The organism is Pantoea sp. SOD02 (assembly GCF_024707505.1).
Classification (GTDB): domain Bacteria; phylum Pseudomonadota; class Gammaproteobacteria; order Enterobacterales; family Enterobacteriaceae; genus Pantoea; species Pantoea symbiotica.
Genome location: NZ_CP102605.1, coordinates 860,311 through 886,876, shown reverse-complemented (window position 1 = coordinate 886,876; position 26,566 = coordinate 860,311). Strand labels below are relative to the sequence as shown.

General features: G+C 55.3%; 25 protein-coding genes. 12 read left to right on the top strand and 13 right to left on the bottom strand.

Annotated features, from left to right (window positions below; translation table 11 throughout):
- The first annotated feature begins 188 nt into the window (after positions 1-188).
- Together NR302_RS23470 and NR302_RS23465 are read left to right on the top strand one after the other, a co-directional pair.
- Positions 189-539 carry a cupin domain-containing protein gene (locus tag NR302_RS23470; RefSeq protein WP_258145508.1) on the top strand — a complete coding sequence of 117 codons (351 nt, stop codon included), beginning with the start codon at positions 189-191 and terminating at the stop codon, positions 537-539.
- Positions 540-621: 82 nt separating this feature from the next.
- Entirely contained in the window at positions 622-1,086 is a 465-nt protein-coding gene (locus tag NR302_RS23465; RefSeq protein ID WP_258145507.1) for a heme-degrading domain-containing protein, read from the top strand.
- Between the two features lie 56 nt (positions 1,087-1,142).
- Here the strand turns inward: NR302_RS23465 and NR302_RS23460 are convergent, their stop codons facing one another.
- The 5 genes from NR302_RS23460 to NR302_RS23440 all read right to left on the bottom strand — a co-directional run bounded on the left by NR302_RS23460 (position 1,143) and on the right by NR302_RS23440 (position 7,037).
- Complete coding sequence (locus tag NR302_RS23460; protein WP_258145506.1) at positions 1,143-2,456, bottom strand: cytochrome c; 1,314 nt, start codon at positions 2,454-2,456, stop codon at positions 1,143-1,145.
- Positions 2,457-2,458: 2 nt separating this feature from the next.
- Positions 2,459-4,228, bottom strand: a complete 1,770-nt coding sequence (locus tag NR302_RS23455; RefSeq protein ID WP_258145505.1) for a GMC family oxidoreductase — start codon at positions 4,226-4,228, stop codon at positions 2,459-2,461.
- A gap of 18 nt (positions 4,229-4,246) precedes the next feature.
- Entirely contained in the window at positions 4,247-4,975 is a 729-nt protein-coding gene (locus NR302_RS23450; RefSeq protein WP_154190835.1) for a gluconate 2-dehydrogenase subunit 3 family protein, read from the bottom strand.
- Between the two features lie 206 nt (positions 4,976-5,181).
- Positions 5,182-6,006: a sugar phosphate isomerase/epimerase gene (locus tag NR302_RS23445; RefSeq protein WP_179452422.1), complete on the bottom strand. Its 825-nt coding sequence runs from the start codon at positions 6,004-6,006 to the stop codon at positions 5,182-5,184.
- A 17-nt stretch (positions 6,007-6,023) separates the two neighbouring features.
- Positions 6,024-7,037 carry a LacI family DNA-binding transcriptional regulator gene (locus NR302_RS23440; protein WP_179452421.1) on the bottom strand — a complete coding sequence of 338 codons (1,014 nt, stop codon included), beginning with the start codon at positions 7,035-7,037 and terminating at the stop codon, positions 6,024-6,026.
- Positions 7,038-7,442: 405 nt separating this feature from the next.
- Between NR302_RS23440 and NR302_RS23435 the strand changes: the two genes are divergently transcribed.
- The 3 genes from NR302_RS23435 to NR302_RS23425 all read left to right on the top strand — a co-directional run bounded on the left by NR302_RS23435 (position 7,443) and on the right by NR302_RS23425 (position 10,012).
- A complete protein-coding gene (locus NR302_RS23435; protein WP_258145504.1) occupies positions 7,443-8,621 on the top strand; it encodes a Gfo/Idh/MocA family protein in 1,179 nt (392 codons plus the stop codon).
- 8 nt (positions 8,622-8,629) lie between these two features.
- Positions 8,630-9,571, top strand: coding sequence for a sugar phosphate isomerase/epimerase (locus NR302_RS23430; RefSeq protein WP_258145503.1), 942 nt, complete (start codon positions 8,630-8,632; stop codon positions 9,569-9,571).
- A 96-nt stretch (positions 9,572-9,667) separates the two neighbouring features.
- Entirely contained in the window at positions 9,668-10,012 is a 345-nt protein-coding gene (locus NR302_RS23425; protein WP_110867017.1) for a helix-turn-helix transcriptional regulator, read from the top strand.
- Here NR302_RS23425 and NR302_RS23420 read toward each other — a convergent pair.
- Positions 10,005-11,195, bottom strand: a complete 1,191-nt coding sequence (locus tag NR302_RS23420; RefSeq protein ID WP_258145502.1) for an MFS transporter — start codon at positions 11,193-11,195, stop codon at positions 10,005-10,007. The two genes, NR302_RS23425 and NR302_RS23420, sit on opposite strands and share 8 nt — an antisense overlap.
- Before the next feature lie 388 nt (positions 11,196-11,583).
- On the opposite strand from NR302_RS23420, the gene NR302_RS23415 reads away from it, so the two are divergent.
- Both NR302_RS23415 and NR302_RS23410 read left to right on the top strand, forming a co-directional pair.
- A complete protein-coding gene (locus NR302_RS23415; RefSeq protein WP_036649391.1) occupies positions 11,584-11,823 on the top strand; it encodes a type II toxin-antitoxin system RelB/DinJ family antitoxin in 240 nt (79 codons plus the stop codon).
- A gap of 74 nt (positions 11,824-11,897) precedes the next feature.
- Positions 11,898-12,431: a sterol desaturase family protein gene (locus tag NR302_RS23410; RefSeq protein WP_008108032.1), complete on the top strand. Its 534-nt coding sequence runs from the start codon at positions 11,898-11,900 to the stop codon at positions 12,429-12,431.
- Here NR302_RS23410 and crtB read toward each other — a convergent pair.
- From crtB to NR302_RS23385, 5 genes are read right to left on the bottom strand one after another with little or no spacing between them, the layout of a single operon-like run.
- Complete coding sequence (gene crtB, locus NR302_RS23405; RefSeq protein ID WP_258145501.1) at positions 12,370-13,299, bottom strand: 15-cis-phytoene synthase CrtB; 930 nt, start codon at positions 13,297-13,299, stop codon at positions 12,370-12,372. The genes NR302_RS23410 and crtB overlap by 62 nt on opposite strands.
- Positions 13,296-14,777, bottom strand: coding sequence for a phytoene desaturase (locus NR302_RS23400; protein WP_154190851.1), 1,482 nt, complete (start codon positions 14,775-14,777; stop codon positions 13,296-13,298). Before NR302_RS23400 ends, crtB begins: the two co-directional genes overlap by 4 nt.
- Positions 14,774-15,940: a lycopene beta-cyclase CrtY gene (gene crtY, locus NR302_RS23395; RefSeq protein WP_258145500.1), complete on the bottom strand. Its 1,167-nt coding sequence runs from the start codon at positions 15,938-15,940 to the stop codon at positions 14,774-14,776. The genes NR302_RS23400 and crtY overlap by 4 nt, the downstream gene beginning before the upstream one ends.
- Complete coding sequence (locus tag NR302_RS23390) at positions 15,940-17,217, bottom strand: glycosyltransferase (protein WP_258145499.1); 1,278 nt, start codon at positions 17,215-17,217, stop codon at positions 15,940-15,942. Before NR302_RS23390 ends, crtY begins: the two co-directional genes overlap by 1 nt.
- 14 nt (positions 17,218-17,231) lie before the next feature.
- Positions 17,232-18,137, bottom strand: coding sequence for a polyprenyl synthetase family protein (locus tag NR302_RS23385; RefSeq protein WP_154183080.1), 906 nt, complete (start codon positions 18,135-18,137; stop codon positions 17,232-17,234).
- A 233-nt stretch (positions 18,138-18,370) separates the two neighbouring features.
- Between NR302_RS23385 and NR302_RS23380 the strand changes: the two genes are divergently transcribed.
- Entirely contained in the window at positions 18,371-19,312 is a 942-nt protein-coding gene (locus NR302_RS23380; protein WP_258145498.1) for a 2-hydroxyacid dehydrogenase, read from the top strand.
- A gap of 118 nt (positions 19,313-19,430) precedes the next feature.
- Positions 19,431-20,612, top strand: coding sequence for an FAD-binding oxidoreductase (locus NR302_RS23375; protein WP_258145497.1), 1,182 nt, complete (start codon positions 19,431-19,433; stop codon positions 20,610-20,612).
- A 45-nt stretch (positions 20,613-20,657) separates the two neighbouring features.
- Here the strand turns inward: NR302_RS23375 and NR302_RS23370 are convergent, their stop codons facing one another.
- A complete protein-coding gene (locus NR302_RS23370; protein ID WP_258145496.1) occupies positions 20,658-22,085 on the bottom strand; it encodes a trehalose-6-phosphate synthase in 1,428 nt (475 codons plus the stop codon).
- Positions 22,086-22,364: 279 nt separating this feature from the next.
- Here NR302_RS23370 and NR302_RS23365 point away from each other — a divergent pair, with 279 nt between their 5' ends.
- Together NR302_RS23365 and NR302_RS23360 are read left to right on the top strand one after the other, a co-directional pair.
- Positions 22,365-23,390 carry a Gfo/Idh/MocA family oxidoreductase gene (locus NR302_RS23365; RefSeq protein WP_258145495.1) on the top strand — a complete coding sequence of 342 codons (1,026 nt, stop codon included), beginning with the start codon at positions 22,365-22,367 and terminating at the stop codon, positions 23,388-23,390.
- 457 nt (positions 23,391-23,847) lie between these two features.
- Positions 23,848-24,339, top strand: coding sequence for a GNAT family N-acetyltransferase (locus NR302_RS23360; protein ID WP_256699121.1), 492 nt, complete (start codon positions 23,848-23,850; stop codon positions 24,337-24,339).
- A 186-nt stretch (positions 24,340-24,525) separates the two neighbouring features.
- Here the strand turns inward: NR302_RS23360 and NR302_RS23355 are convergent, their stop codons facing one another.
- Positions 24,526-25,233, bottom strand: coding sequence for a phage antirepressor KilAC domain-containing protein (locus NR302_RS23355; RefSeq protein WP_258145882.1), 708 nt, complete (start codon positions 25,231-25,233; stop codon positions 24,526-24,528).
- Positions 25,234-25,570: 337 nt separating this feature from the next.
- On the opposite strand from NR302_RS23355, the gene NR302_RS23350 reads away from it, so the two are divergent.
- Positions 25,571-26,563, top strand: a complete 993-nt coding sequence (locus tag NR302_RS23350) for a glycosyltransferase family 32 protein (RefSeq protein ID WP_258145494.1) — start codon at positions 25,571-25,573, stop codon at positions 26,561-26,563.
- Positions 26,564-26,566 lie beyond the last annotated feature (3 nt).

Genomic DNA, 26,566 nt, shown 5'->3' with positions numbered 1-26,566 from the left:
CCGGGCATTCGTAGGGGCGCCATTCATGGCGACCTACCCGCACGTCTCTGACAAGTCTGGACATTCGTGGCCAGGATGATGGTGATTTGCGTGCAGCGCGTCAATCGGCGGCGCGAAATTCTGTGAGCCTTCTGGGTGAAGCCTGCGTTACAGTGCGAGCTGATTTCATCAAATGTCGAGCCCGCGCGATGATAACCAACCTGTTTCGCGATTTTCCCGCCGCCGCACAGAACGGCAGCGCAGAGACGTTCGAAGCGCTGCTAACGCAGCCCAATCTGCATATCGAACGCATCGTTTCCACCGGGCAAGCCAGTCCGCCGGAATTCTGGTACTGCCAGACGCAAGGTGAATGGGTGATGGTTTTACAAGGATCGGCAGGATTGCAACTGGAAGGGGAAGCGCAGGAGCGTCACTTGCAGGTTGGCGATTTTGTGAACATTCCCGCAGGCTGCCGCCATCGCGTCAACTGGACGGACAGCAGCGGCCCAACGGTGTGGCTCGCGGTGCATTACGGTGCGATTCCGGTTAGCGAAATCTGAACTGAGAAGCTCATCACGTGCGAAAAATATCTTCCATGTTATAAAATATGGAAAATTTATTTCAAATTGAGAGGTTCCTATCATGTCATCGCTGCCGTCCCTTGAAATCCTGTTGCAGCAGGAAGCTGAGCATCGTTTACCGCAGTTTGATTTCGATTTAGCGTGGCAAATCGGCCAAAGCATCCAGCAGCGTGCCCGTGAAGACAATGCGCCTGTGGCTATCGAAGTCTATGCATTTGGACAGGTGCTGTTTTTGGCTGCGTTGCCAGGATCCGCCCCAGAAAACCTGGAATGGATGCGTCGCAAGCGCAATACCGTGCTGCTGACCGGTCATTCATCTATGTATGTGGGACTTTTTAACGAGCAGAAGGGCGAGCTGATGGCGCAGCAGGGTTACACTCGCCAGGAAGATTACACCGATCACGGTGGCTCCTTCCCGCTGCTTACTGCTCAGGGCGCGATTATCGGTGCAGTCACCATCAGCGGTTTACCCTCCGAAGACGATCATGCGTTAGCGCTGTGGGGGATTGCCCAGCTGCTGCGTTGATACAGGTTATCGATAAAAATGGTCGCCATGAATGGCGACCCTACGGGGAACAAACGCTATTTCATTGCCGGGACTTTAAGCTTATCGCCTGCGCCGGTGGTTTTGCGCAGATCCGCGACCTGGCTGGCCTTCACTTCCGCAGCCTGATTTCCCCACGAATTCCTCACGTAGTTCAGCACATCCGCCATCTCCTGATCGTTGAGCTTCCAGGAGAATGCCGGCATGCCTGCGGAGGTGGGGCGGCCTTCGGTGTGCGGTGCGCGGGCACCGTCCAGCAGCGCGTGAATCATGTTGGTGGGATCGTTCTGCATCGCGCCATTGCCGGCAAAGGCGGGCACCATGCCGGTGATACCTTCGCCCGACAACCCGTGACACGCGGAACAATCCACCTCATAGCGCAGTGCCGCCTGATCGTGACGGGTTTTATCCATCACAAACCCGGCGGATTTCGGCGTGGAAGAGGCCGGTAAGCTGCGCAGATAAGTGGCGATAGAGTGCAAATCGCGATCGTTGAAGTATTGTGTGGAGTGCTCAACCGCTTCCGCCATTGGACCTGCCGCCACACTTTCGCCGTTAGAGCCGGTTTTCAGGTAATCAGCAATCTGCTCATCGTTCCACTTGCCAATGCCAGCGTGAGGATTTGGCGTGATATCCGGCGCGTACCAGCTTCCCAGATTGCCGCCTTGCAGGTACTGGCTGCTGATTTCGCCGCCCAGCGCGTTGCGCGCGGTGTGACAAACGCTACAGTGCGCCGGACCATCAACGATGTATTTGCCGCGATTCCACTCGTCATTCTGCGCAGTTTGTGGCTTGAACGCGTTGTTATCGAAGAACAACAGGTTCCAGCCCGCCATCGCCAGACGAATGTTATACGGGAAATTCATGCCCGCATTCTCATCGATGGCGTTGTGCACCGGTTTTTGCGCCGAGAAGTAGGCCCAAAGATCGTGCATATCGCCATCGCTCATTTGGGTGTAAGCGGTGTACGGCATCGCTGGATAGAGGAAGCCGTGTTCGCCGCGTCCCTGACGCACCGCGTTGAAGAAATCGCGCTCGGTCATGTTGCCGATCCCAGTTTCACGATCCGGTGAAATGTTCGAGGTCTGCAGCGTGCCAAAGGGCGTATCGATTTTGTAGCCGCCGGAGAAGTCCGCATTGTGACAGGCGGCGCAGTCGGCAAGGCGCATCACGTACTCACCGCGTTTGATGGCGGCATCATCGTTACTGTGGAAATCGGCCAGCTGCACCTTGTTGTCGGCAACGTTGGAGCGCGCGCTGTCTAACACCACCCACAAACGGCCCGACGCCGCGATGCCCGCAATTACCGCCAGCGCGGCGAGCGTGTAGGTAATTTTCTTTGCTTTCGCCATGATTACGCCCCCACCAGCGGTGCCGGATTATTGATGTACTTCTGGTGGATCGCCTGCGCGGCGCGCACCGCCAGCGCACCAATGGTGATGGTGGGGTTATAACCTCCGTTGTTCGGGAAGGCGGATGCGCCGACCACAAACAGGTTGTGCGCATCCCAGCTTTGCAGATACGGATTAAGCGCCGAGGTGCTGGGATCGGCGCCCATCACCGCGCCACCAATGGTGTGCGAGCTGTGCTGCTGGTAGGGATTCCAGCTTTTCTCCGCCTGGTTATCCACCACGATATGCTGGCCGCCGGTCTCTTTCATGATGTTGATGGCGCGATCGGTGACGTACTTCGCCATGCGCACATCGTTCTGGTTCCAGTCGAACGTGGTGCGGATCAGCGGCTGGCCGTGACGGTCTTTGTAGTTGGGATCGAGATCGAGATAGGCTTCGCGCATCGGCATCGACGTGCCCTGGCAAAAGATGGTGCCGGCGGTTTGGTAATCGCGCTTGTAGCCCGCTTTCCACTCGCTGCCCCAGCGTTTGGTGCCCGGACGCAGGCCGTTCATGTTCTGAATCGGACGGCCGTTGGTGGAGAAGCCCATAATGCCCGCGCCGCCGATGAAATCGAGATCGCTGTGGTCGAAGTTATCGCCGTTGAAGTCATCAATCTGCACCGCCAATGCGCCGCCGCCGATGAACGGGTTCATGTATTCGTTATCGAAAAAGCCGGTGACGCTGGAGCAGGTTTGGTAGTTGTAGTTACGGCCAATGGTGCCGCGACCGGTCAGCGGATTGTATTGCTCGCCCACGCCGGAGAGCAGCATCAGGCGCACGTTATCCATCTGATAAGCGGTGATGCAGACGATATCCGCCGGTTGGAAGCCTTCCACGCCATCCTGGGTAATGAATTTCACGCCTTTTACTGTTTTACCGTCGTCATGCTTCACGGCGTGCAGCACTTCAGTTTCGGTCAGCAGCGTGAAGTTTGGACGGCGCATTAGCACCGGCAGAATGCAGGCTTGCGGCGATGATTTGGAGAAGTTGCCGCAGCCGTGGAAGTCGCAGAAGCCGCAATACGTACACGGACCCATGCTGACGCCGAGCGGATTCACATAGGCTTGCGACAAGTTACCGGCAGGCACCGTGAACGGATGATATCCCATGCTCTCGGTGGTTTTGCGGTACTTGCTCATCCAATGCGTATCTTTCAGCGGCGGAGTAGGATAGTCGCGCGAACGCGGGCCTTCGAAGATATTTCCGCCTTTTTGCGGCTGGCCGTTGAGATTGCCCGCGATACCGGAAGTGCCCGCAATACGCTCGAAGCGATCGTAGAACGGCGCCATTTCGTCGTAGGTCACGCCCCAATCCTGCAGTTGCAAACCCTGCATCTTCTTCGCGCCGTAGCGTTCACGGGTTTGCTTCGCCACTTCAAAATCCCACGGCGTAAAGCGCCATGACATGCCCGCCCAGTGCGTGCCGGCACCGCCCACGTTCCAGCCAAACTGAAACGCCGACCAGTTACGCACCGGCGCCGCCAGCTGATCGCTGCGGTTGCGGAAGGTGGTGGTTTCAACGCTCATCGGTTGCAGGATTTTGCGGCGCGTGTGGAAACGCAGTTCATCGGCATCAATGGCGACCGGGAAATCGGTCGAGGTATCGCGCCAGGCACCGCGTTCGATGGCGACCACGTTAAGTCCCGCGCGGGTTAACTCTTCCGCCATCACCGAACCGGCCCAACCTAAGCCGACGATGACCACATCAGCTTTATTTCTTACTAATGACATTGACTCAGCTCCGGCTATTTAATCGTTAGGAATCAGACTGACGGGAATAAGCGCCAGATTTTCGTTGCGGCGTTCGATATAAGGGCGATAGTCATAGCGTGCGCCAGGAAAACCGATCATTTTCCAGCCCACCATATTTTTATTTCCGCCATAAATCGGATCCGCTAAATAGCTTTCGCGCGCGTTTTGTAGCATTAATTCAAACAGCGCCTGGCTATTCACGTCTTTTCCTAAATCGATCTTGCCGTCTTCCATTGCCGTCAGGAATATATCGATCTGTTCAGCTGATAAGGTATGCAATGAAGCCTGATGCTGTTGCTGCGCCCACTTTTCCAGCGCGGTTAAGCCGGTTAAATAGCGCGCTTTCGGTGGCGTGAGAAATTGCGGGCTGCCCATCAACGCCGCTTCATTTTCCGGATGCAGCGGCGCCTGCAAATAGAGCGCCGCGCCGGAGCCATAATCTCCGGCTAACTGGTTATCGAGGAACTCGATTGCGCCTGCTTCACTGGCGGATGGGCCAAGATCATCGGCGGGAATTAGACGATCAAAAATGGCGGCCAGATTCTGGCGATCCAGCGGATTAGTGAGCACCTGATAACCGTCTTGCCATGCGGGTTGCGGCAGGTGATCGGGGCTGAGTTTGGTTTCCAGCGGGACATTGTGCAGCTCTTTCGCCCGCAGTTGCGGCGCGACGGCGAGGGATGCCACAATTCCACTGAGCGAAAAGAGCGCTTCTCTTCGGTTCATACTTCTTATCCCTTAATCTTCAAGAAATGAATATTGACAGAGCACGACGTTCAGATATTTCAGACGCGATGACATCGCGCTAAATAGCGCGCAGGCGCTAGCGACGAATCTGCGTTCGTTATTATTTTTTTAGAGGTAGGAAATGTACGGTCGCCATTTATGGTGACCGTATTCGCAAGAAACCCGTTTATCGGGCCCTCTTTATGTTAATGAATATATTTATTCATATCTTCATAGCAGTGACGGGAAATATCCCACAGATCGTCTTCCCAGTTTTGCGGACTTAACAGTTCCGGCGACCAAACGCCGTCGTAGCCGGTGGCTTTCACCGCAGCCACCCAGGCGGCAATATCGACATCACCTTCGCCTGGCGCATAGTCGCGTTGTACCCACTCATCCCAGGCTTCGCCCGGTTTAGCTGCGCGACCATCGCAGAAATGCACGCCGTAAATCAGATCTTTATCCATGCGCGCCACTTCGGCAGGCGTGGTGCCGCCGCCAGCATGCAGGTGCCAGAAATCCACCACCACGCCGAGGTTGTCTTTGCCGCTCTGTTTAATCAGATCAAGCGCGTGTTGCAGCGAATTGAACGCGGTGAAGGCGACGACTTCAATCTGGAATTTGATACCGTGCGGTGCGCCGATATCGGCGATGGCGGAGATATTCTCCAGCAGGATGGCATCACGCTCGGCAGCGGAAAGGTGATCGAGTTCGGTCAGCGCCATGATTTGCACTACCGGGCAACGCAGCTCCACTGCGGCCTGGCAGATTTTTTCCGCTTCGCGCAGCAGCTCAGCGCGTGCTTGCGGTTCATGGCGACCAATGCGTTTCAGCGCATTAATGCAGGTAATATCGACGCTGTATTTCGCCATCAGCTCGCGGTAGGCAGCATAGCTGCCACCGTTTTCCAGATAGCGATACAGATGTTCTGGCAGGATTTCCAGCCCACTAAAGCCTGTCTCATGGGCGATGCGTAACTGAGTGACGGCATTGCTGTACCAAACAGACACGCCATGCAACGACAACTTCATCTCTCCTCCTTGTTACCTCACGGCTTCAGGTGAGAGCGTCGAATACGCAATTCTCCCTGAGACCAAACGCCACCCGGAGTGGCACGTTCATCAATCAGCCGGTTCAGGGCTTCAGTGACGATCAAATCAATACGCTGGCTGAAGGTGGTGAGCTGCCAGCCGGGCAAGCTGGCTTCGTCGATGTCATCGAAACCCACCACCGCCATAAATTTGTTGCCTGCACCTTCACGCAGTGCCGCCAGCGCGCCGAGTGCCAGCACATCGTTTTCACAAAACAGCGCTTCAACCCGCTGGTCGGGCGCTTGTGCGTTGAGATAGTCGGTCAACACGTCGTAGCTGCGTTCGCGGGCGTATTCACCGGCGGTGAGCAGCACTTCCAGCGCTAAGCCGGCTTGGTTGAGCGCAAGTTGCAAACCCTCTAAACGCAGCGTGTGATGGCTGCTGGTGGCCGGTCCCATCATGTAACCGATGCGCGTATAACCTTGCGCCAGCAGCAGTTCGCCCAGCTGTTTGCCCGCCTGCAATCCGTCGACATTGACCACTTCAATGCCGGGTTCGTCGTTGTTACGGCACACCTGCACCAGCGGAATGTGGTGCATTTCACGCGCCACGGCGATCAGTTCATCACTTAGCACCGTGCCGAGAAACAGCATGCCATCGACCTGAAGCTGATCGGCCAGCGACAGCACCGCGCGGTAGTTTTCACCGCTACCAATATTCAGCAGCAGCGCCATGTAGCCGCGCTGCTGCAGCTGGCGGGTGACGGTGTCGAGCATCAGCATCGAGTGCGGATTTTTAAGCTCGTCGATCACCACGCCAATAATCTGTGTCTTCTTCTGTGACAGGCTACGCGCCAGCAGATTAGGGCGATAACCTAACTCGGTGGCAATGGCGATGACGCGTTCGCGCGCTTTCTCGGAAATGGACGCGCCGGGCGTAAAGGCACGCGACACCGTCCATTTCGAGACGCCAGCCAGTCTTGCCACATCGCTGGCGGTGGCTTTGTGGGATTTTGCGGTTGGTTTACTCATAGCACCTGCATAGGGGAAAAAGCGGAGACCCCCAGCATTGAACGTGAAACCCAACGGAAAATAAACACCTAAGCGCACGCATTTGGCGTAAAGCGCGACAATTAACCCTGTTTTTATGATGTTGCGATTATGTTTGATCTTTGCACCCGATTGCAACGTTTTTTGCAATCGGGTGCATTTCATTAACTTTTTGTGATCGCTTTCGCTGATTTGCACTTTGCCAGATTGACTAAAAAGCCGTCTTCGCCGACATTTTGCTCACCACAAAGCAAGAAACATCATTAAAGGCTCACCTGAGTGGCTCATTTTGCACCCGGTAGCAAAAAGTAAAATATCAGAAAAACAATACCCAACATCTTACCTCAAACCATTTTGCACTCGGGTGCAAAATAAACAGGAGTTGTTATGCTCATCGGTGAAAAGAGTATTCCACGCCCACTGCGCTGGGCGATGATTGGCGGCGGTCGTCTCAGCCAGGTTGGTTATAAACATCGTTGCGGTGCGCTGCGTGATAACACGGCGTATGAGATGGTTGCCAGCGCCTTTGATATCGATGCTGAGCGCGGCCGCGATTTCGGCGTCAACTTAGGACTCGATGCGGATCGCTGCTACGCCACTTATCAGCAGCTGCTGGCCGAAGAGGCGAAGCGTGAGGATGGCGTTGAAGTGGTATCTATCGCCACGCCAAACGGCACCCATTTCGAGATCACTAAAGCGGCGCTGAATGCCGGTATTCACGTAATTTGTGAAAAACCGCTGTTCTTCACCACCGCCGAAGCGCTGGAAATCAAAGCGCTGGCGGCAGCGAAAGGGCTGATTGTCGGCGTGACTTACGGTTTCTCTGGCCATCCGCTGCTGATGCAGATGCGGGCGATGATCGCCAATGGCGAAATTGGTGATGTGCGCATGGTGGAGCTGCAATACACCCACGGCTTCAGCGCCAATGACAGCGCCGACAAATTCAGCGAAGCGCAAAAATGGCGCGTCGATCCTAAGATTGCCGGTCCGTCGTTTGTGCTCGGCGATATCTCTACGCACACCTTCTACATCTCACAGCTGGTGCTGCCAGAGCTGAAAGTGAAATCGCTGCTGTGCGATCGCCAGAGCTTTATTCCGTCGCGCGCACCGCTGGAAGATAACGCCATGGTGCTGATGCATTACGACAATGGCGCGGTAGGACGCATGTGGGCCTCATCGATCAATGCGGGTTCGATGGACAGCCAAAGCATTCGCGTGATTGGTTCGCGCGCCAGTCTGGAGTGGAGCGACTACAACCCAGGCGAGCTGAAATATGAAGTGCAGGGCCAGCCGAATCAGATCATGCATCACGGCATGCCGTACCTGCATGAAAGCGCTCTGGCGGATGAACGTCTGGGCGCGCTGCATACTGAAGGTCTGGCGGAATCCTGGGCCAACATCTATCTGAAATTTGCCATCGCCATTCACGCTACTCAACAGGGCGACCAGAAGACTCTCGATAACCTGATCTATCCCGATATCAACGCTGGGATTGAAGGTGTGCGTTGGATCGAAAACTGCGTGCGTTCTGCGGACAACGGCGCGAGCTGGGTTAATTACGAATAAGGATTGCCATGAAACTTTCGTTTTGTACTGATAGCCTCGGTCATCTGCCGTTTGAACAGATGCTGGATAAATTGCTGGAACTGGGTGTTTACGGCGTTGAGATGACGACCGGCGGCTGGTCACCGGCACCGCATCTGCGTACCGAAGAGTTGCTGGCGAGTGCCACAAAGCGTCAACAGGTATTGCAGGCGCTGGAGAGTCGCGGTATGTCGATTGCGGCGCTGAACGTGTCGGGTAATCCGCTCGATCCGGGCGAATTGGGCAGCAAGCACAAGCGTGATACCGAAAACGCGCTAGCGCTGGCCGGTGAATTGGGTGTGAAGAAAATCGTGATGATGAGCGGCCTGCCGCCCGCCAGCCCGCACGACACCATTCCAAACTGGATCACTTACACCGTGAGCTGGCCGCCGACGCTGAAAAACTGCCTCGATTATCAGTGGAATGAAGTGGCGATCCCTTACTGGCAAGGGCTGGTGCAGCGCGCTAAAAACAGCGGCGTGGAGAAGTTTGCGCTGGAGAATTTCAGTTCGATGCTGGTGTGGAATCCGGAAACCTTGTTCCGTCTGCGCGACGCGGTCGGTGATATGGTCGGCCTGAACCTCGATCCCAGCCACCTGCTGTGGATGGGCGCGGACCCGATTGCCGCAGCGCGCGCGCTTGGCCCGGCAATTCATCACTGCCACGGCAAAGATGTGCGTCTGGAGCGCGGGCTGGTGGACATCAACGGTCTGCTGGAAACCAAGCCGGTGGAAGATGTCGCCAATCGCGCGTGGAACTATGTTGCCGTTGGTTGCGGCCAGGATCTGCAGTGGTGGAAAGAGTTCTTCTCGGTGGTACGCATGATGGGCTACAACGATTGGGTATCGCTGGAGATGGAAGATCTCACCATGTCGGTGGAAGCGGGCGTGACCTCCTCGATTGCGGCGCTCAAGCAAACCATTAGCCAGTAATGTCAAACCCACGGCGGGCAACCGCTCGCCGTGTTCTGTACATCGAGCCTTGCCTGCCGGATAATTCGTGGTTCACCCATTATTAAGAGGCACGCCATGCTGGAAAACCACCCACAGCGCGACGAAATCAGGCTAGAGAATGTGCTGGCGGCGTTGGGCAATCCGATGCGCATGACGGTGATCAGCATTCTGGCGGACGGCGGCGAACACACCTGCGGATCGTTGCTGAAAGGCGTCTCCAAATCCACCTTAACTCATCACTGGCGCGTGCTGCGTGAGGGCGGCATTATCTGGCAGAAACCCTCAGGACGTGAAAACCTGCTGTCGCTGCGACGCGACGATCTCGATGCCCGTTTTCCGGGTTTGCTCGATTCGCTTTTAAGCGCCACCCAGCAGGATCCCTTGACCCGCACCACGCTGGATGATTTCCAGGTTAAATAACCCGCGCACGCCCAGCCAGCGTAGCCACAATCATCTGCAACCCCGCAATCACTAACAGCAGCATCAGCGGCCACTGCCAGTTGCCGCTGACATCATGCAGCAGGCCAAAACAGAGCGGGCCCAGCGCCGCTAATCCGTAACCGACGCACTGCGCCATGCCTGACAATCTCGACGCCTGCAAATGATCATGGGTGCGCAAATTAAACAGCGACAGGCAAATCACCATTGATGCGCCAGCGCCTAATCCCGCCAGAATCAGCCACAGCAGCGCATAATTCGGTGCCAATAACAGTCCGGCGACAGCGACAAAAATCGACAGTGAGGCGAGAAAACCAATCGCCCGCTGATCGCGCATTTTCTTCAGTGCACTCATGCAGGCCAGATTCGAAACGATGGCCACAATTTGATAGACGAACAGCATGCCGCCCGCTTCCAGCTGGCTAATGTCGCTGTCTTGCGCAAAAGGCGTAAACCAGCCAATCAGGGTGTAAAACACCAGCGACTGGCAGGCCATAAACAGCGAAACCTGCCAGCCTAAGGCCGCGCGCCACGGTGAGCGCGTTGACGTGCTGTTGGCGCTGTTTTTTGCCTGAGACGCAGGCTTCTTCAGATACGGCAGCCAGGCTAACAGCGCGACGATCGCCGGAACCAGCCACACTGCTAATGAGAGTCGCCAGCCCGCGCGACTCAGCTCTGCCAGCGGCACCACCACGCCCGACGCAATGCTGGCGGTGACCGCCATGGTCATCGCGTACAAGCCAACATATCGCGCGGTGTGTTCGGTGAAATCACGCTTAATCAGCGGCGGAAGAAGCACGTTGGCCGCTGCAATCCCCGAACTCAGGATGATGGTTCCCGCCCACAACGCAGATTCACTGCCGCTGATACGCAGAATCGATCCCAGCGTGATGAGCAGTAACGCGCCCCACAAACTGCGCTCGAGACCAAAACGGTTGCCGAACCAGGCGGCGGGTGGCGCTAAGGTAGCGAACATCAACAGCGGCAAGAAGTTGATCACGCCCGCCGCGCTGGCGCTCAAGCCAAACGTCAGCCTGATGTTTTCCAGCACCGGGCCGACCGCGGTAATTGGCGTGCGCAAGTTGGCCGCTGTCAGCAGCAGTAAGAACAGGAAAAAACCAGAACGACGCAGAGCAGGATTCGCAGATAACGCGGTGTGGGCCATATTTTCGCACCATAGCAATGAGGCAGACCGAGTCTGCTTATGGTGCGTTGGTTGACGTTAACGCTTACGCAGCGGCGATTGACCGCTGAAAGGAGGGCAATACTAACGAGTGAGTGGGGAGATGTAAAGTCGGCTAGAAGGTCCTGTACTCATCTGACAAAAGCCCACACAGATCTGAAATTCGGTTAAGTTCCTGCAAGCCGCTGAGTTCTTCTGCGGACAATCTTCCAGTTTTAATCACATCACCAGAATCAGGCAGGTTTTTATCTTGTGGGCGTTGTAAAACATCATTTTGAATAGCGTGTTTATAAACAGGAATTGCGGCTTGCATAAGGATGGATTAAAGATGAAAATTGTGCGCACAAACGTGATTACAGCGAGTGAGTTTATGGCCAATATTAATCTCAGAATCGATGATGATTTAAAAGCGCGTGCTTTCGCCGCGCTTGAAAAAATGGGCATTACTCCCTCAGAGGCATTGCGGCAGACACTTGAATACATTGCTGATAATGAAAGACTGCCTTTTAAGAAAACCTTATTAAGTGATGAAGACGCCGAATTAGTGGAGATAGTGCGTGAGCGCTTACGAAATCCGCAGCCTGTAAACGTAACGCTGGATGATCTGTAATTATTTTCTCAGCTTGCGCCATCGCTCATCCGCGTCCACCTTTAGTATTTCCCTTTTCCACAAATGGACGAACAATGCTCTGGTTATGGAACGTGCTTATCTTGTTGGCAACCGTGGTGGTGATGGAAATCGTCGCGGCGCTGTCGCATAAATACATCATGCACGGTTGGGGATGGGGCTGGCATCTGTCGCACCATGAACCGCACAGCGGTAAGTTTGAGCTCAACGATCTTTATGCGGTGGTGTTTGCGGTACTGGCGATTGTGCTGATTTATGTCGGTGTGCAAGGCATGTGGCCGCTGCAGTGGATTGGTGCCGGAATGACGACTTACGGTGCGCTCTACTTCATGGTGCACGATGGCCTGGTGCATCAACGCTGGCCGTTCCGCTACATCCCGCGCAAAGGCTATCTTAAGCGCTTATACATGGCGCACCGCATGCATCATGCGGTGCGCGGGCGTGAAGGCTGCGTGTCATTTGGTTTCCTCTACGCGCCACCGCTGAATAAGCTGCAAGCCACGCTGCGCCAGCGTCACGGACGTAAAATCAACGAGGACGCTGCCACAGACCAGCCGGACGCGGTTCAGGACGAGCCACACGCGAAGTAATCGCCAAACCAGCCCCTTTCACCAGCAGCGCCAGTTTTTCACCTTTACTGGTGCGCTGCCGTGAATCCCAGGCGTGCACACCGGCGTGCTGAACTTTGACGCCAATTTCGCGATAAACGCCGCGAGCCGTAGCGATGGCCCACGCCGAGCGCAGCGGCAAGCCCGGTAAGCCGGATCGCGCCGAGTGATAATAGGGTTCCGCTTCCGTCACTAAACGCGCTGCCAGCGTGGCCAGCGCCGCGCGATGTTGCGGCGCTGTCAGCGTATCGGCGCGTAATCCCGCCTGATCGAGCCAGGTTTGTGGCAGATAGCAGCGGCCATTTTCGGCATCTTCAACGATATCGCGCGCAATGTTAGTGAGCTGGAACGCCAGTCCTAAATCGCAGGCGTGATCGAGCACCGCTTCGTCGCGCACGCCCATCACGCGCGCCATCATCAAACCGACCACGCCCGCGACGTGATAGCAGTAGCGCAGCGTATCGTCGAAGCTGGCATAGTGTTCGTCGCGTGCATCCATGGCGAAGCCTTCCAGATGATCAAACGCCAATTGCTGCGGCAGTTGGTGAATAATCGCCACTTCCTGAAACGCCCTAAACGCCGGTTCATCCATGTGCGCACCGCTGTAGGCGCGACGGGTTTCAATCTGCAGATGCTGCATACGTGCCTGCGCGTCTTCGACAGCATGCTGCGTGCCGCCTTCGCCCAGCGTTTGCCCATCAATCACATCGTCGCAGTGACGACACCACGCATATAGCATCAGCGTGCTACGGCGCGTCGGTGCATCAAACAGCTTGGCGGCGGTGGCGAAACTCTTCGAGCCGACCGCCATGGTTTGCGTCACTTGCTCAAGTAAAGGCTGTCGATTCATTCGGCGCGATCCTCCAGCATCAGCCTGGCGGTGGCCTTGGCCGAACCGATTACACCGGGCACGCCCGCGCCCGGATGCGTACCGGCACCCACCAGATAAAGATTGCTGATATCGGCATCGCGGTTATGCGGGCGGAACCAGGCGCTTTGCGTCAAAATCGGCTCCAGCGAGAACGCCGAGCCGTGATGGGCATGCAGCGTGTCGCGAAAATCAAACGGGGTAAACATTCGGTGTGTCACTAATTGCTGACGTAATCCCGGCATGTAGTGCTGCTCCAGATAAGCAAAAATTCGATCGCGCAAGCGCGGTCCTTCCTGTTGCCAGTCGATGTCAGCGGTGCCGAGATGCGGCACCGGCGCTAACACATAAAAGCTGCCGCAGCCGGGCGGTGCCAGCGACGGATCGCTGCTGCAGGGCGCGTGCAGGTAAAGTGAAAAATCTTCTGCCAGCTGGCTGCTGTTAAAAATCTCATCGATCAACTCACGATAGCGCGGACCGAAACAGACGGTGTGATGCGCGAGCTGTTCATGCGGCTGATTAAGGCCAAAATAGAGCACAAACAGCGAGTTGCTCATGCGCTTACGCTTCAGCGATGTCGCACGTTTGATTGCCAGCGGATGATGGCGCAGCAGTTTGTCGTAGGTATGCACCACGTCGGCATTGGAGGCCACAGCAGCGGCATCGAAGCGTCGTCCGTCCTCTAACTGAACGCCGCTAATGCGATTGCCGCTGGTCTCCAGCTGGCTCACTTCGGCATTCAGTAACAGCTCGCCGCCCAGGTCCTCGAACAGTCGCGCCATGCCCTGCACCAGCGCGCCGGTGCCGCCGCGCGGAAACCACACGCCCCATTCACGCTCCAGCGCATGAATTAAGGTATAGATCGATGACGTTGCAAAAGGATTACCGCCCACCAGCAATGAGTGAAAGGAGAACGCCTGGCGCAGATGATCGTCCTGAATAAATTTCGCCACCATGCTGTAGACGCTGCGCCAGGCTTGCAAACGCCCCAGCTGCGGCGCGACGCGCAGCATGTCACGCACCTGCAGAAACGGCACCGTGCCGAGTTTCAGATAACCCTCTTTAAACACCTCGCGCGAATAGGCGAGAAACTGACGATAGCCTGCAACATCTTGAGGATTGAACGTGGCGATCTGCTGCTCCAGCAGCGGCTGATTGTTGTCATAATCGAGCTGTTTGCCATCTTCCCAGCACAGGCGATAGAAGGGCGTTACCGGCATCAGCTCGACGTAATCGCTTAGCGATTTTCCTGCCAGCGTGAACAACTCTTCGATGGCGCTGGGATCGGTAATCACCGTTGGCCCGGCATCGAAGGTAAAGCCGCTATCCTCAAACACATAGGCGCGTCCGCCCGGTTTGTCGCGCTGCTCGAGTAAAGTGGTTGGTATGCCTGCCGCTTGCAGGCGAATCGCCAGCGCCAGGCCGCCAAAGCCTGCGCCAATCACATAAGTGCGTTTCATTTTTTCTTCCCTGGTTCGACAGAATTCAACAGCGCGCTCAGCGCTTCACCGATGGGCACCGGCGGCTTGCCGCACAGAATCCGCGCTTTATCGCGCATGCGCAGTTGCCCGGCGTAAAAGCGGCTAATTAACCCGGCATCGAGCCGGTAAAAACGTTGCATCACGCGCCAGCGCTGCTGCGGCTTGCCGGCCAAAAACAGCATGCGGTTTAGCAGGCGGAAAAATCGCTGCGCGCGCCACTGCTGACGGGCAAAGCGTTCGATGTGTTGGCTGAGCGTACTGGCATCGGTGGGCAACAGCGAGGCCACTAACTCCGCCAGCGCGACAGCGGACGGCAAGGAGTAACCGGTGGTGGCATGAAACAGTCCGGCGCGCAGGCCGCTGCACGCTTGGCCGCGCTGCTGTTGCCAGAATCGATCGATATCGCCGCTCAGGGTAATCGGCAAAATGCCATGCTCTTCACGCAGCAGCGTGCTAAGCCGCCAGCCTTGCTGTTTGGCATAGTCGGCGATGTGCTGACGAGCGGTGTTCTCCGCCAGCGCTGGCTGATTGACGTAATGGGTATCTTCAATCAATAGCCGATCGGCGCTGAGCGGCAGCGTGTAAACAAAACGATAACCCGCTTGCTGATCGACGGTGGCATCCATCAGGATCGGCTGCTGCAGGCCGTGCGGCTGCGCCAGCTGCCACTCTTGTCCAAGAAACACCTGATAACCCAGCTGCAGATGCGGCGTCGGCTGCAGGCCGCGACCATCAATCACCACTTGCGCATCAAGCTCACGACCATCGGCCAGGGTCACCTGCGTGGGTTTTACCTGTTGTACGGCAGCGTTTGTCCACAGATCGTCACCCATCGCCGCGTAAAGATGGCGGGCAAAATCGCCTGATGCGATGGAACAATAATCCCCGTCCAGATTGCGGCGCAGCGCAGGAAAACGCACCTGATAACCTGACCAACGCACGGTAATCAGCGGTTGCAGCCAGCTCAGCTGTTCGGCGCTGAGATCGCTGTGATGAAACGACCAGGTATGATTACCGGCCGGATGCGCGTCGCTCTCCAGCAACAGGCATTTCAGCTGCGGCTGCAACTGACGCAGGCGCAGTGCAATCAAGCCATTCGCCAGTCCGGCACCGACCAGAATCACATCGTATTGCGCGCGCATCAGGTCGCCTCCGCCAGCACAACTTGCTGCTGGCACAGCGCCTGCTCGACGATGTCAGCCGCGCGCTGGCAACCGCCTGCACGCTGCAGTTGTGCCTGTATCGCTGACATCCGCAGCGCGTAGCGATCGTCGTTCAGCAGCTGTTGCAGATGTTGTTCCAGTTGATGAACGCGGCTGAAGCGCGATGCGCGGCGACCAACGCCATGCCATTCGATGCGCGCCGCCACGCCGGGCTGATCAAAAGCAATCGGCAGCGCCAGCATCGGCGTGCCGCATTCCAGTGCTTCCAGGGCGCTGTTTAATCCGGCATGAGTGACAAATAGCTGCGCGTGCTGCAGGGCGGCGCGTTGATCGACAAAATCCGTCACCCACGCCGCGCCAGCGAGCTCCAGCTGATGCGTCTGTTCGGCGTTTAATCCCCCGCAATGGGCGATCACCAGCGACAGCCGCAGCTGGCGGCACGCCTGCGCCAGATGCAGAAACAGCCGGAATCGATGGCCTTGCAGCGTACCCAGCGAGGCATAAACCACCGGCTGGCGCAGCGCCGGCCAGGGCGCTTGAAGCGGCGCAACCGCAACCGGTGCGCGCAGTGGTCCGACGGCGTGATAGCAGGCGGGCAGTTGCTGACGCGGAAAATCAAAGGCCGGCACCATCTGGCTGATTTGTGCCAGCGGCGACAGGCACTGATGCAATCCGCGCCGCTCCGTCAAATTAAACGCCCGCGCGTGTTTGAGGATCACCTCGCCGTGACGACCCATGATGCGATCATAAATATCGCTGCTGGCCTGAAAACGTTTCAGCGCTTTCTCATCCTGTGCAAAACGGAAGGGCATCACCGCCAGCGGAATCCCGGCTTCACGATTGACCGGCAAGGCGCAGGCCACCGAAACAAACGGCAGATGCAGCGCTTCAGCGACCAATCCGCCCGCAGCTTCCATCTCATCGGCGATCACGCCATCTATATTCAACGATTTTAGTACCGCAGGCAGTTCGCGGCACAGCATATCGGTGCAGGACGCCAGATCGTCGATCACGCGAAACAGCGACAGGCCGCCCGGCGAAGCCAGCCGATGCAACACGGGCGCCAGCGATCCGGCAGGATGCGTCTGCTGGCCGACGGCAACAAATTCAATGCGTTCGTCGCTGAGCAAGGTGCGGGCATCGGCTTGCTGGATAAATGTGATGCGATGGCCGCGCGCCAGCAGCGTTTGTGCTAACGCCTGCAACGCGTGAAAGTGGCTATAAAGCGGCGGCGCGATCACCGCAAAGTGGCCCACCGGCGGAGCCGCGCTCAGTTGAACATCGCTAGCTGTTGATTAAACAGCGCGTGCATATATTGGCGAGTGGCGATGCCGCGATGGCAGGCGCAGGCAAGGTGTGCATCGGCGCTACGCAGGTGATCGCGTAAGCGACGTTCCGCGCCGTCAGCACCTAGCATCTGTACCAGCGTGGATTTGCCCTGATCCTGATGCACATCTTTACCGGTGTGTTTGCAGCCGTCGGCGAGGTCGTCGAGCAGTTGAAACGCCTGGCCCAAATCCTGGGCGAAGAAGCTCAGACGTTGCCGCACCTGCGGTGAAGCGTCAGCGGCTATCGCCGCCATTTGCAGCGTGGCGCGAAACAGCACGCTGGTTTTTAGTTCGTTGGTCAGGGCGATCGCTTCTGGACTGCGGCTTTGCGCGCCGTCGTGCAGATCCTGGAATTGTCCTTGAACCAAGCCCTGCAGGCCGACGGCAGCGGAGAGTTCAGCAATCGCTTCAGATTTATGCATGGCAGGCAAACCGGGTGCAATGGCAATCACCTCAAATGCGCGGCTCAGCAGCGCGATGGCAGCAAGAATCGCCACGTTTTCACCAAATTCGCGATGTACGGTAGGGCGACCACGACGCATCTGCGCGTTATCCATCGAGGGAATGTCATCCAGAATCAGCGATGCCGCATGTACCATTTCCACTGCACAGGCGAGGTCGAGAACGCCATTTTGCGTCAGCTCGCAACCCATATCGCGCGCTGCCAGCAGCAGTAATAAAGGACGGATGCGCTTGCCCTGCGCCAGCGTACCGGCACGCATCGCGGCACGCACGCGATCGCTTTGCTGTCCCGCAGGCAATAAATGTTCAAGATGCGTCTGTAAAATTTGCTGCAGCTGAAGGAGTTCGCTTGTCTGATGTGCTGTGGTGTCGACATGGGTGGTCATAATGGCTATCCATGGTTGGTGAATTTTTTATGCTTTTTGATTAACCGTAGACTGCGTAAGGTGAGTTCGCCAGCGAGGGCCTTGACTTTGTAGGATGCGCATTCATGCGCACCAGGTAAATATCGTTAATAACGCTATGCGTGATCTTATTAGCGAAATAAGTAACAGCAACGCCGTAACATAAATAACTCCGTTAGGCTGGTGGTAAATAAATACCGCTAATGGACAATAAAATGACGAATACCAAACCTGCCGTGCTGATTATTCAGCCGGTCATGCCTCAGTTAGATGAAAAGCTCACGCAACATTTCCACTGCCATCGCTTATATGAGCAACAAGACGCAGCGCTATTTATTCAGCAGCATGGTAAAGCAATCAAAGCCATCGTCACGCGTGGCGATGTTGGGGTTGAAACAGCTTTGCTTGAGCAATTGCCCGAGTGTAAAGCCATCGTTGTATTCGGTGTCGGCACCGATCGTATCGACCTAAAATACACGGCTGCACACGATATTCAGGTCAGCATTACGCGCGACATCCTGACTGAAGATGTCGCCGATTTGGCGCTGACGTTAACGCTGGCCTTCTCGCGTAATTTGGTGGCTTACCATCAGTTTGCCAAATCCGGTGCATGGGAAAACAACGGCGTTGAGCTCTCCAGCCGCGCCAGCGGAAGAAGAATCGGTATCGCCGGGTTGGGCGCGATTGGCTTAGCGATTGCGCGCCGTGCCGAAGCTTTTGGCATGGAGGTGGCGTATACCGCGCGTTCGGCGAAAGACGTCAGCTATAAGCGCTGCGACACCATCGAGCAACTTGCTGCCTTTAGCGATTTTCTGGTGCTGGCCCTGCCGGGCAGCAAAGAGAATTTCCAGTTGGTAAATGCCAAAGTGCTGAAGGCGCTCGGCAAACAGGGCGTAGTGATCAACATTGCGCGTGGCACGGTAATCCATGAACCCGACCTGATCGCTGCATTGCAACAGGGAACCATTAAAGGAGCTGCGCTGGATGTTTATCCGGATGAACCGAAAATTAATCCCGCGTTACGTGAACTGGATAATGTGCTGTTAACGCCGCATATTGCCAGTGCAACTCATGAAACGCGTGCACAAATGACCAATAATGTGCTGGAGAATTTGCTGGCCTATTTCGCCGATGGGAAGATTCTGACATCGGTATAATTTAAGTATCCGGATTAAGATGAAATTCTTATATCCAGATAAATTATCCCTATTTAGTAATAGCAATTTACGCTCAGCCAGGCTGTTATGATAGCGGCACTCAATTCAGGAGCCCATTATGACAGCACAGAAAATTGCCATTATTGGCGGCGGCGTTATCGGATTAGCGGTGGCGCGCGCCTTAGCGTTGCAGGGCGTTGAAGTCACCGTTTTCGAACAACAACACATTGGTGCGGGCACCAGCAGCACCACGTTTGCCTGGGTGAACTCCAACGGTAAACAGCCGCAAAGTTATCACCTGCTTAATGCGCTCTCGATGGAAGAGCATCTCAAATTGCAGCACGCGCAGCCGAACGGGTTGCGCTGGCTGGAAACCGGCGGTACATGGGAATGGGCCGCCGAGGGCGATGCGCAGCAACGTCTGCTGCAGCGTGCGACGTCGCTGCAATCGGCCGGTTATGCGGCGCGTGAAGCGTCGCCCGCAGATGTGCTGCGCGATATCCCGGAGCTGCGGGCGCAGGCCATCAGCGGCAGCGTGTGGCACTTCCCAACAGAATCGGTGCTGCATCCAGCGCTCTATCTGGCGCGCTTATGGTCCGAAGCCAAAGCGCACGGCGCGGTGCTGTATCAGCATCAACGCATTAAAAGTATCAGCGAAAGTGCTGAACGGGTTACGCTGCAGCTTGAGGGCGGCGAGCAGTGGCAGGGCGATCGTATCGTATTAGCCACCGGACGCTGGGCCAATCAGCTGCTAAATTCACTCGGACTCAATCTGGCGTTGCTTGATACCAGCAAACCGAACGCGGTGGCCTGCAGTTTTCTGGTGCGCACTGCGCCGCAGCCGCTATCGCTCAATGCCAATCTCATTTCTCCGCAACTCAACGTGCGCCCGGACGGCGGCGGACGTTTGCTGCTGCAAGCCTTAGAATTGGATCATTTGGCCGATTCAGCTGCGCCACCGTCGATCACCAGCGATATCGCCGCGCAGTTCCGCGCGCGTTATCACGCGCTGTTTGCGGATGCGGGCGAGCTGCACATTGAACAAATCGTCGTAGGCCAACGTGCCCGACCTGCCGATGGTTTACCGGCAATCGGTTATGTCACAGCACATCAGCGCGTCTATGTGGCGGTAACGCACAGCGGCATCACGCTTTCACCATTGATTGGCAAGCTGGTGGCTGAAGAGCTCGTCAGCGATGTAGCAAGTGAACTGCTCAGTGATTTCCGCCCGCAACGTCTACTGGGTAAAAGCGTGGAAGAGTTTGCGCCAATAAAGCGTAATTTCCCGGCGGCGCAATAACGTCTGGGATGATGGCCGCCCGCAGGCGGCCTCATCCATTTTGGATCAATAACGCAGTCGTCCGCTAAAACCATTGGAAATCATCGCACCCGACTTTAGCGTTAAATCGAAATCCTGTTCTCGCGGCTGCAGCGCGTTAGTGAAGCTTTCGGCCCACTTATGGCAATCATGCAGATGCAGATTTTTTAGCAGGCTGGCGTGACGTTCGCGACGCACCGAAAGCGGCATGATGAGCGCGGTATGAATGGCATCGGCGATGGCATCGGGATCGTAGGGATTCACCAATAGTGCGCCCTGCATCTGTTCGGCGGCGCCAGCAAATTGCGACAGAATCAGCACGCCGGGATTGACATGATCCTGCACGGCGACATAGGTTTTCGCCATCAAACTCATTCCGGCTATCAGCGGTGTGACCAGCGCCACGCGCGCCGCACGGTAAAATCCGCACAGCTCTTCACGCGAATAGTGATTGCTCAAATAACTCACTGGATACCAGTTCAGCTCGCCATGCACGCCATTCATTTCGCCGCAGCGGGTTTCTAAATCACGCGATAATGCTTTGATGCGATGGCTGTAGCCTGACGCCGCTGAAGCCAGCTGCACCAACGAAAACTTGTGGTGATACTCCTCGTGTTGACGCAGTAAAACTTCTATCGCGCTAATACGATAGGGCGTGCCAGTGCTGTCGTCAAAATGCCCGCCGCTGAGAATGAGATTCTCCGGTAAATTTTCGCGACACTGCTGCTCCATATACTGGCAGCTATTACTTTCAGCCAGCGCGCTGGTTTCGGCGGTATCAATGCCCACCGGGAATACGCCGACGCGAATCTGGCGGCCATGAATACGCAGCGTGTAAGGTGTTTGGCGTTCGCAACGGAAGCGGGATTCAACCCAGGCCGTAAAATTGTTCATGTCGTGGGTGGTCTGGAAACCAATCAGATCGGCGCATAATAGGGAATCGGCCAGATAGCGCCAGTTCGGCACCGATTCAAATGATTGTCCCGCCGGGAAAGGTTGATGGAAAAAGAAACCAATGCGATTTATCAGGCCGACATCGCGCAGCATTTTAATGCTTGGGATCAGGTGATAATCCTGTAACCAAATATCATCATCGGGCATGGCATATTCACTAATGGCGCGTGTATAGGTTTCATTCAGTTTCATATAACCGATTTGGCTGCTGGTAGAAAAGCGCGCCATATCGGGACGCTGATGAAATACCGGCCATAATCCCTGATGGATATATTGGTGATAACCTTCTTCATATTCTGATTTGGTTAAGCGGAAAGTCAGCGTGTCGAATTGTTTACCGCTAGTAAAATTCAGCTCACGATGAGGTTCAGTGGTAAAAGACTCAAACTCGCCACTCCATTTCACCCACATGCCACCACGTCGCGTCAATATACTTTCATAAATACTTGAAAGCGTTAAGTGGTTGTTTTGATTATGTGATACCAATATTAAGCCTGACATATTTTTTACCCGTTGCTTAATCTGCCCGTTATTAATATCTGGCAGGGAATTTGAAAAAGGTTGGCGTAATAATAATTGAATGATTCCGCTCATTATTTTCTTTGATACACATCCTTCACGCTGTCGATAAAATAAGTTATCCGACCTGCCCGTAAAAAAGCCGTAAAAAAATCGTTCAGAACTATAAAAATTTAATACATGTGATTTATTAAATTCTACCCGCTCAGGCAACAGCAACTATCATTAGCCTCGACACTAACGATCTTTCACGGAGACAGCATGAAAATTGGCATTGTGGGTTACGGTACCGGCGGCAAACATTTCCACGCACCTTTCATTGAAGCAGCAAACGGATTAGAGCTGGCGGGCATTGTTGCACGCGCGCCTGCGACCATCGCAAAAGCAAAAGCGGACTATCCCGATGTGCCGATCTTCGCCAGCCTGACTGAAATGCTGGCGGCGGGCGTGGATATCGTCACCATCACCACGCCACCGCAAACCCGTCGTGAACTGGTTCTGGAAGCGATTGACACCGGTGTGGCGGTGATCGCGGATAAACCCTTCGCACCCGATGCCAAAACTGGGCGGGAGCTGGCTGCTGCGGCCGCTGCTAAAGGCGTGGTGTTGAGCGTCTATCACAACCGCCGTTATGACGCTGATATTCTGACGCTGAAGAAAGTTATTGAACAACAGCAAGTTGGCAAAGTTTGGCGCTTGCATAACCGCATGGATTTTGATGACGCGTTGACGCTGGAAGGCGGTGAAACCGGCGGGCTGTTGCGCGATCTCGGTAGCCACATCGTGGACCAGGCCATTTGGCTGATGGGTCCGGTGAAATCGGTGTATGCGCAGTTGGATATTGTCGAATTACCCGAAGGCCCCACCGATGCCAGTTTTGTGCTGACGCTAACGCATCACAATGGTACGCACTCCTATGTTTCTGCCACCAAACTCAATCGCATGGTTTGCCGCGAACTGCGCTTGTACGGCGAAAAGGGCAGCTATCTGTCGCAAGGCACTGATGTGCAGGCGCAGGCGATTTTTGCCGGTAAACGTCCGGTGGATGATTTAGCGGGTTGGGGCTACGAGCAGCGCGATCGTTGGGGCGTTTTGCATCATGCTGAGGGCGACGAAGCGGTGCCATCGGAGCAGGGCGCTTATCATGCCTATTATGAAGCGTTTGCCGACGCGGTGCGCAACGGCACCGAACCGCCGGTGACTACTGAGCAGGCGATTGAAGTGTTAGCGGTGCTGGATGCGGCTTTTGTCAGTGCGCGGGAAAACCGAGTTGTGACGCTGGAGTAACAATTTTTGGTCACCATGAATGGCATAAGGCCGCTCAGTTAAGCACAGAGCAACTTTCGTTCGCCATTTGCCCAGGCAGTTGCAATACCTACGTGCGGCGACCGAGCAGAGAGCGCCTGGCCGCGCCCTCTGCACTCCCGGGCCTTGCGCCAGCCCAACCCGCCGCTTCGCGGTACCTTCACTCATTCACGATTCCTGACGGACCGGTGTCGATTCGCTCCTGCTCAGCGCCACCTCTCGCCGCATCCATGCGGCTCGCCCTGGAATCCCTCATTCGCTCAGCGGTTTGGGATGTCGCCTCAACACCCGCGCTGCAGCAGTGCGTATTCTTAACTCACAATCGTTGCAAATCCCGTAGGGTTGCCATTAATGGCAACCTTGTACGCATTTATGCGCACCGGAACATTCGGCCTGTTAAACTGACCGCCGTTCAGAAGTGACTCGAAGAGGTTTAGTTGTGTCGACGTTAGTATTTAGAGAAGCCAGGCTGGCCGATGTGGATCGTTGTTACGCGATTGAGATTGAGGCTTACGAAGGTGATGAAGCCGCCACGCGTGAAAAGATTGCTACTCGCATCACGCAGTATCCGCAGGGATTTTTATGTCTGGAAACCGAGGGCAAGGTGATTGGTTTCATCAACGCCGGTTGCGCGTGGGATGTGGTGATGTCGGATGAAGCATTCAAAGAGTTAATCGGCCACGATCCCGCAGCACCGAACGCCGTCATTATGTCGGTGGTGCTTGATCCTGCTTATCAGGGCAAAGGTTATGCGTCGCTGCTGATGCGCCAGTTTATCGACCTGATGAAGAAAATGGATAAGCGAACCATTCATCTGATGTGCAAAACCCAGCACGTCGAGCTGTATAAAAAATGGGGCTATCAGTACGTCAAACCGTCCGAGTCAGACCACGGCGGCATGGCGTGGCATGAGATGCTGATGACACTGTAATTCGTCGGGTCGCCTTTAATGGCATAATGCCGCTTAGTTGAGCATTGATTTGCATATGTATGCAGGTGCGCATGAATGCGCACCCTACGAAAAACGCGCCAAACCTTTGTAGGGTCGCCATTTATGGTGACCGAAAGGCGCTTAACTGACGAGCATTGCGCCATTCATGGCGGCCCGAATCTCCCCTCAAGCAGCCACACCTTTCGGCTGAGCCGACAGATGTCCCGCCCATAAACTGGCCACCCATTTCACGCCTTTGGCGGTGAAACGCGCTTGTGAGAAAGCATGCTGATTCTCGCCACGCCCAGAGCGCAAGGTGAAATAACCCGCTTGCAAATGATGCTGCTGCGGTGCCAGCGTGCCTTTTTCGCGATACATGATATTGCGTTCTAACAGGAACTCACGAAACTCGGTTTCCTTGACCTTCAACATCTTGCACAGCTGACGAAAGCCGAGTGAATCTTCGATCTCAACAAAGCGATCAAAAAATTCAGCCTTGGGTGCAGACAACGCGAGTTGCTGCTCAGCCGCCCGGCGCTGCTCAAACTGTTCCGCCCAGGCGCGGGCCGCTTCCGCCGGATTAGTGAAATCAGGCAAATGGGTAAATTGTTCGCGCTGCTGCCAAAGATCGAGTAATTCCGCAGTGAAGCCAGGCGAAAGCCGGGCAACGGCAAGTAATGAATCGCGTTTGTTGAGATGAAACTCCTGACGTATTTCACCCTGATGCTCATACAGATTCACCGTCAAAGGTTGGGAAAGACGCTGTGCGGTTTCCAGGCTTTTAACCAGGCGCTTCACTTCGCCGTGCGTGATGCCCGTGACATGGGCAATTTCACGGCTGCTCATCATCATCGATGCATTCAAAGCAGACAGACTTTCCGTTGAGATCATCATCATTATTACCTCTTGCAGACTTACTCAGCCTTGTAGCTGTTGAATAATTATACGCATCACTGTTTATATATCCAGTATTATTTTTAACCGTTCACCTAAGATGTTCGGCTTTGCGTAACGTTTCACAAAGCCAGCGCAGTCCCGCGTAATCCCTGCGTATTCTCTTAAAGTGAGGTTTTCGGGGTTTATTAAATTGTCGCGATGAGGGCTGTTTGATAGTTTTGAGCCAATTTTCCGGGCTTTTATCGGCTTTCTGCAGCATTACGTGCAGGGCTGATGTGTGCCTTTTTTTAACAGCAATAAGTAGTTAACTGGCGGCTATGCTGCTGGAGAAACGATGAAAAAGAATAAATTTAAAACCCATCTGGTCTCATTAGGTTTACTGGCGGAAAAAAAGCTGACCAAACGCCACACGCTGCCCGATTACAATCCCGCCGCAGAGCAAGATATTAATTTGGTTGCGCGCCAGACCGCACCCGCAGCCATTCCGCGTCAGATTTGGATGTATTGGGAAAGCGAAACGCTGCCGCAAGAAGTGCAGATTTTTGTCGACAAGATCGTGCGTGAAAATCCCGGTTATCTGGTAACGGTCATCAATAACCTGAACATCCAGCACTATCTGCCCGATCTGCACTTTGTGCATCAGGATATGCGTCCTTCGCACAAAAGTGATGTCATCCGGCTGGAACTGCTGCATCGCTATGGCGGGATCTGGATGGATGCCACCATCATTCTCAACCGCACGATGGACGAATTACTGGCGGTGAATGTTGACGATCGTTATGACCTGATCGCCTTCTACCGCGACAGTTCCACACTGGATAAAGCCTATCCGGTGATCGAATCCTGGTTCCTGGCCGCGCCGAAAAATAACGCCTTTATTGCGCGCTGGCTGCATTTTTTCCGGCCGATTGTGGAAGTAGGCGCCGATGAATTTTTCCGTCGTCTGCTCGCGCTGCCTGATTACGAAACCATTGTTCAGGGCATCACGCCACCGGATTATCTGGTGGTGTATATCGCGCAGCAGCAGGCGTTGCGTGAGAACAATCAGTACAATTTCTACCTGCGTAAATGCGAGGCCAGCGCCTTGCTGTATCAAAGTCTGGTGGAGTGGCGGCCGGTGAAGCTGAGCCGCATGCTGATGGTGGATCGTCTGCCAGCAGTGTTGCCGCCGCTGACCAAACTGACGGGATTTGATCGCAAATATCTCGACACCAACCTGAAATATGGCGTGGTGAACAAAGACAGCTTATTGGGTCAGATTCTGTTAACCAGCCAGAAAGGCGCCAGACCGCAGACACCGCTTCCGGCGCTGACCAGCAAGGCATAGCGC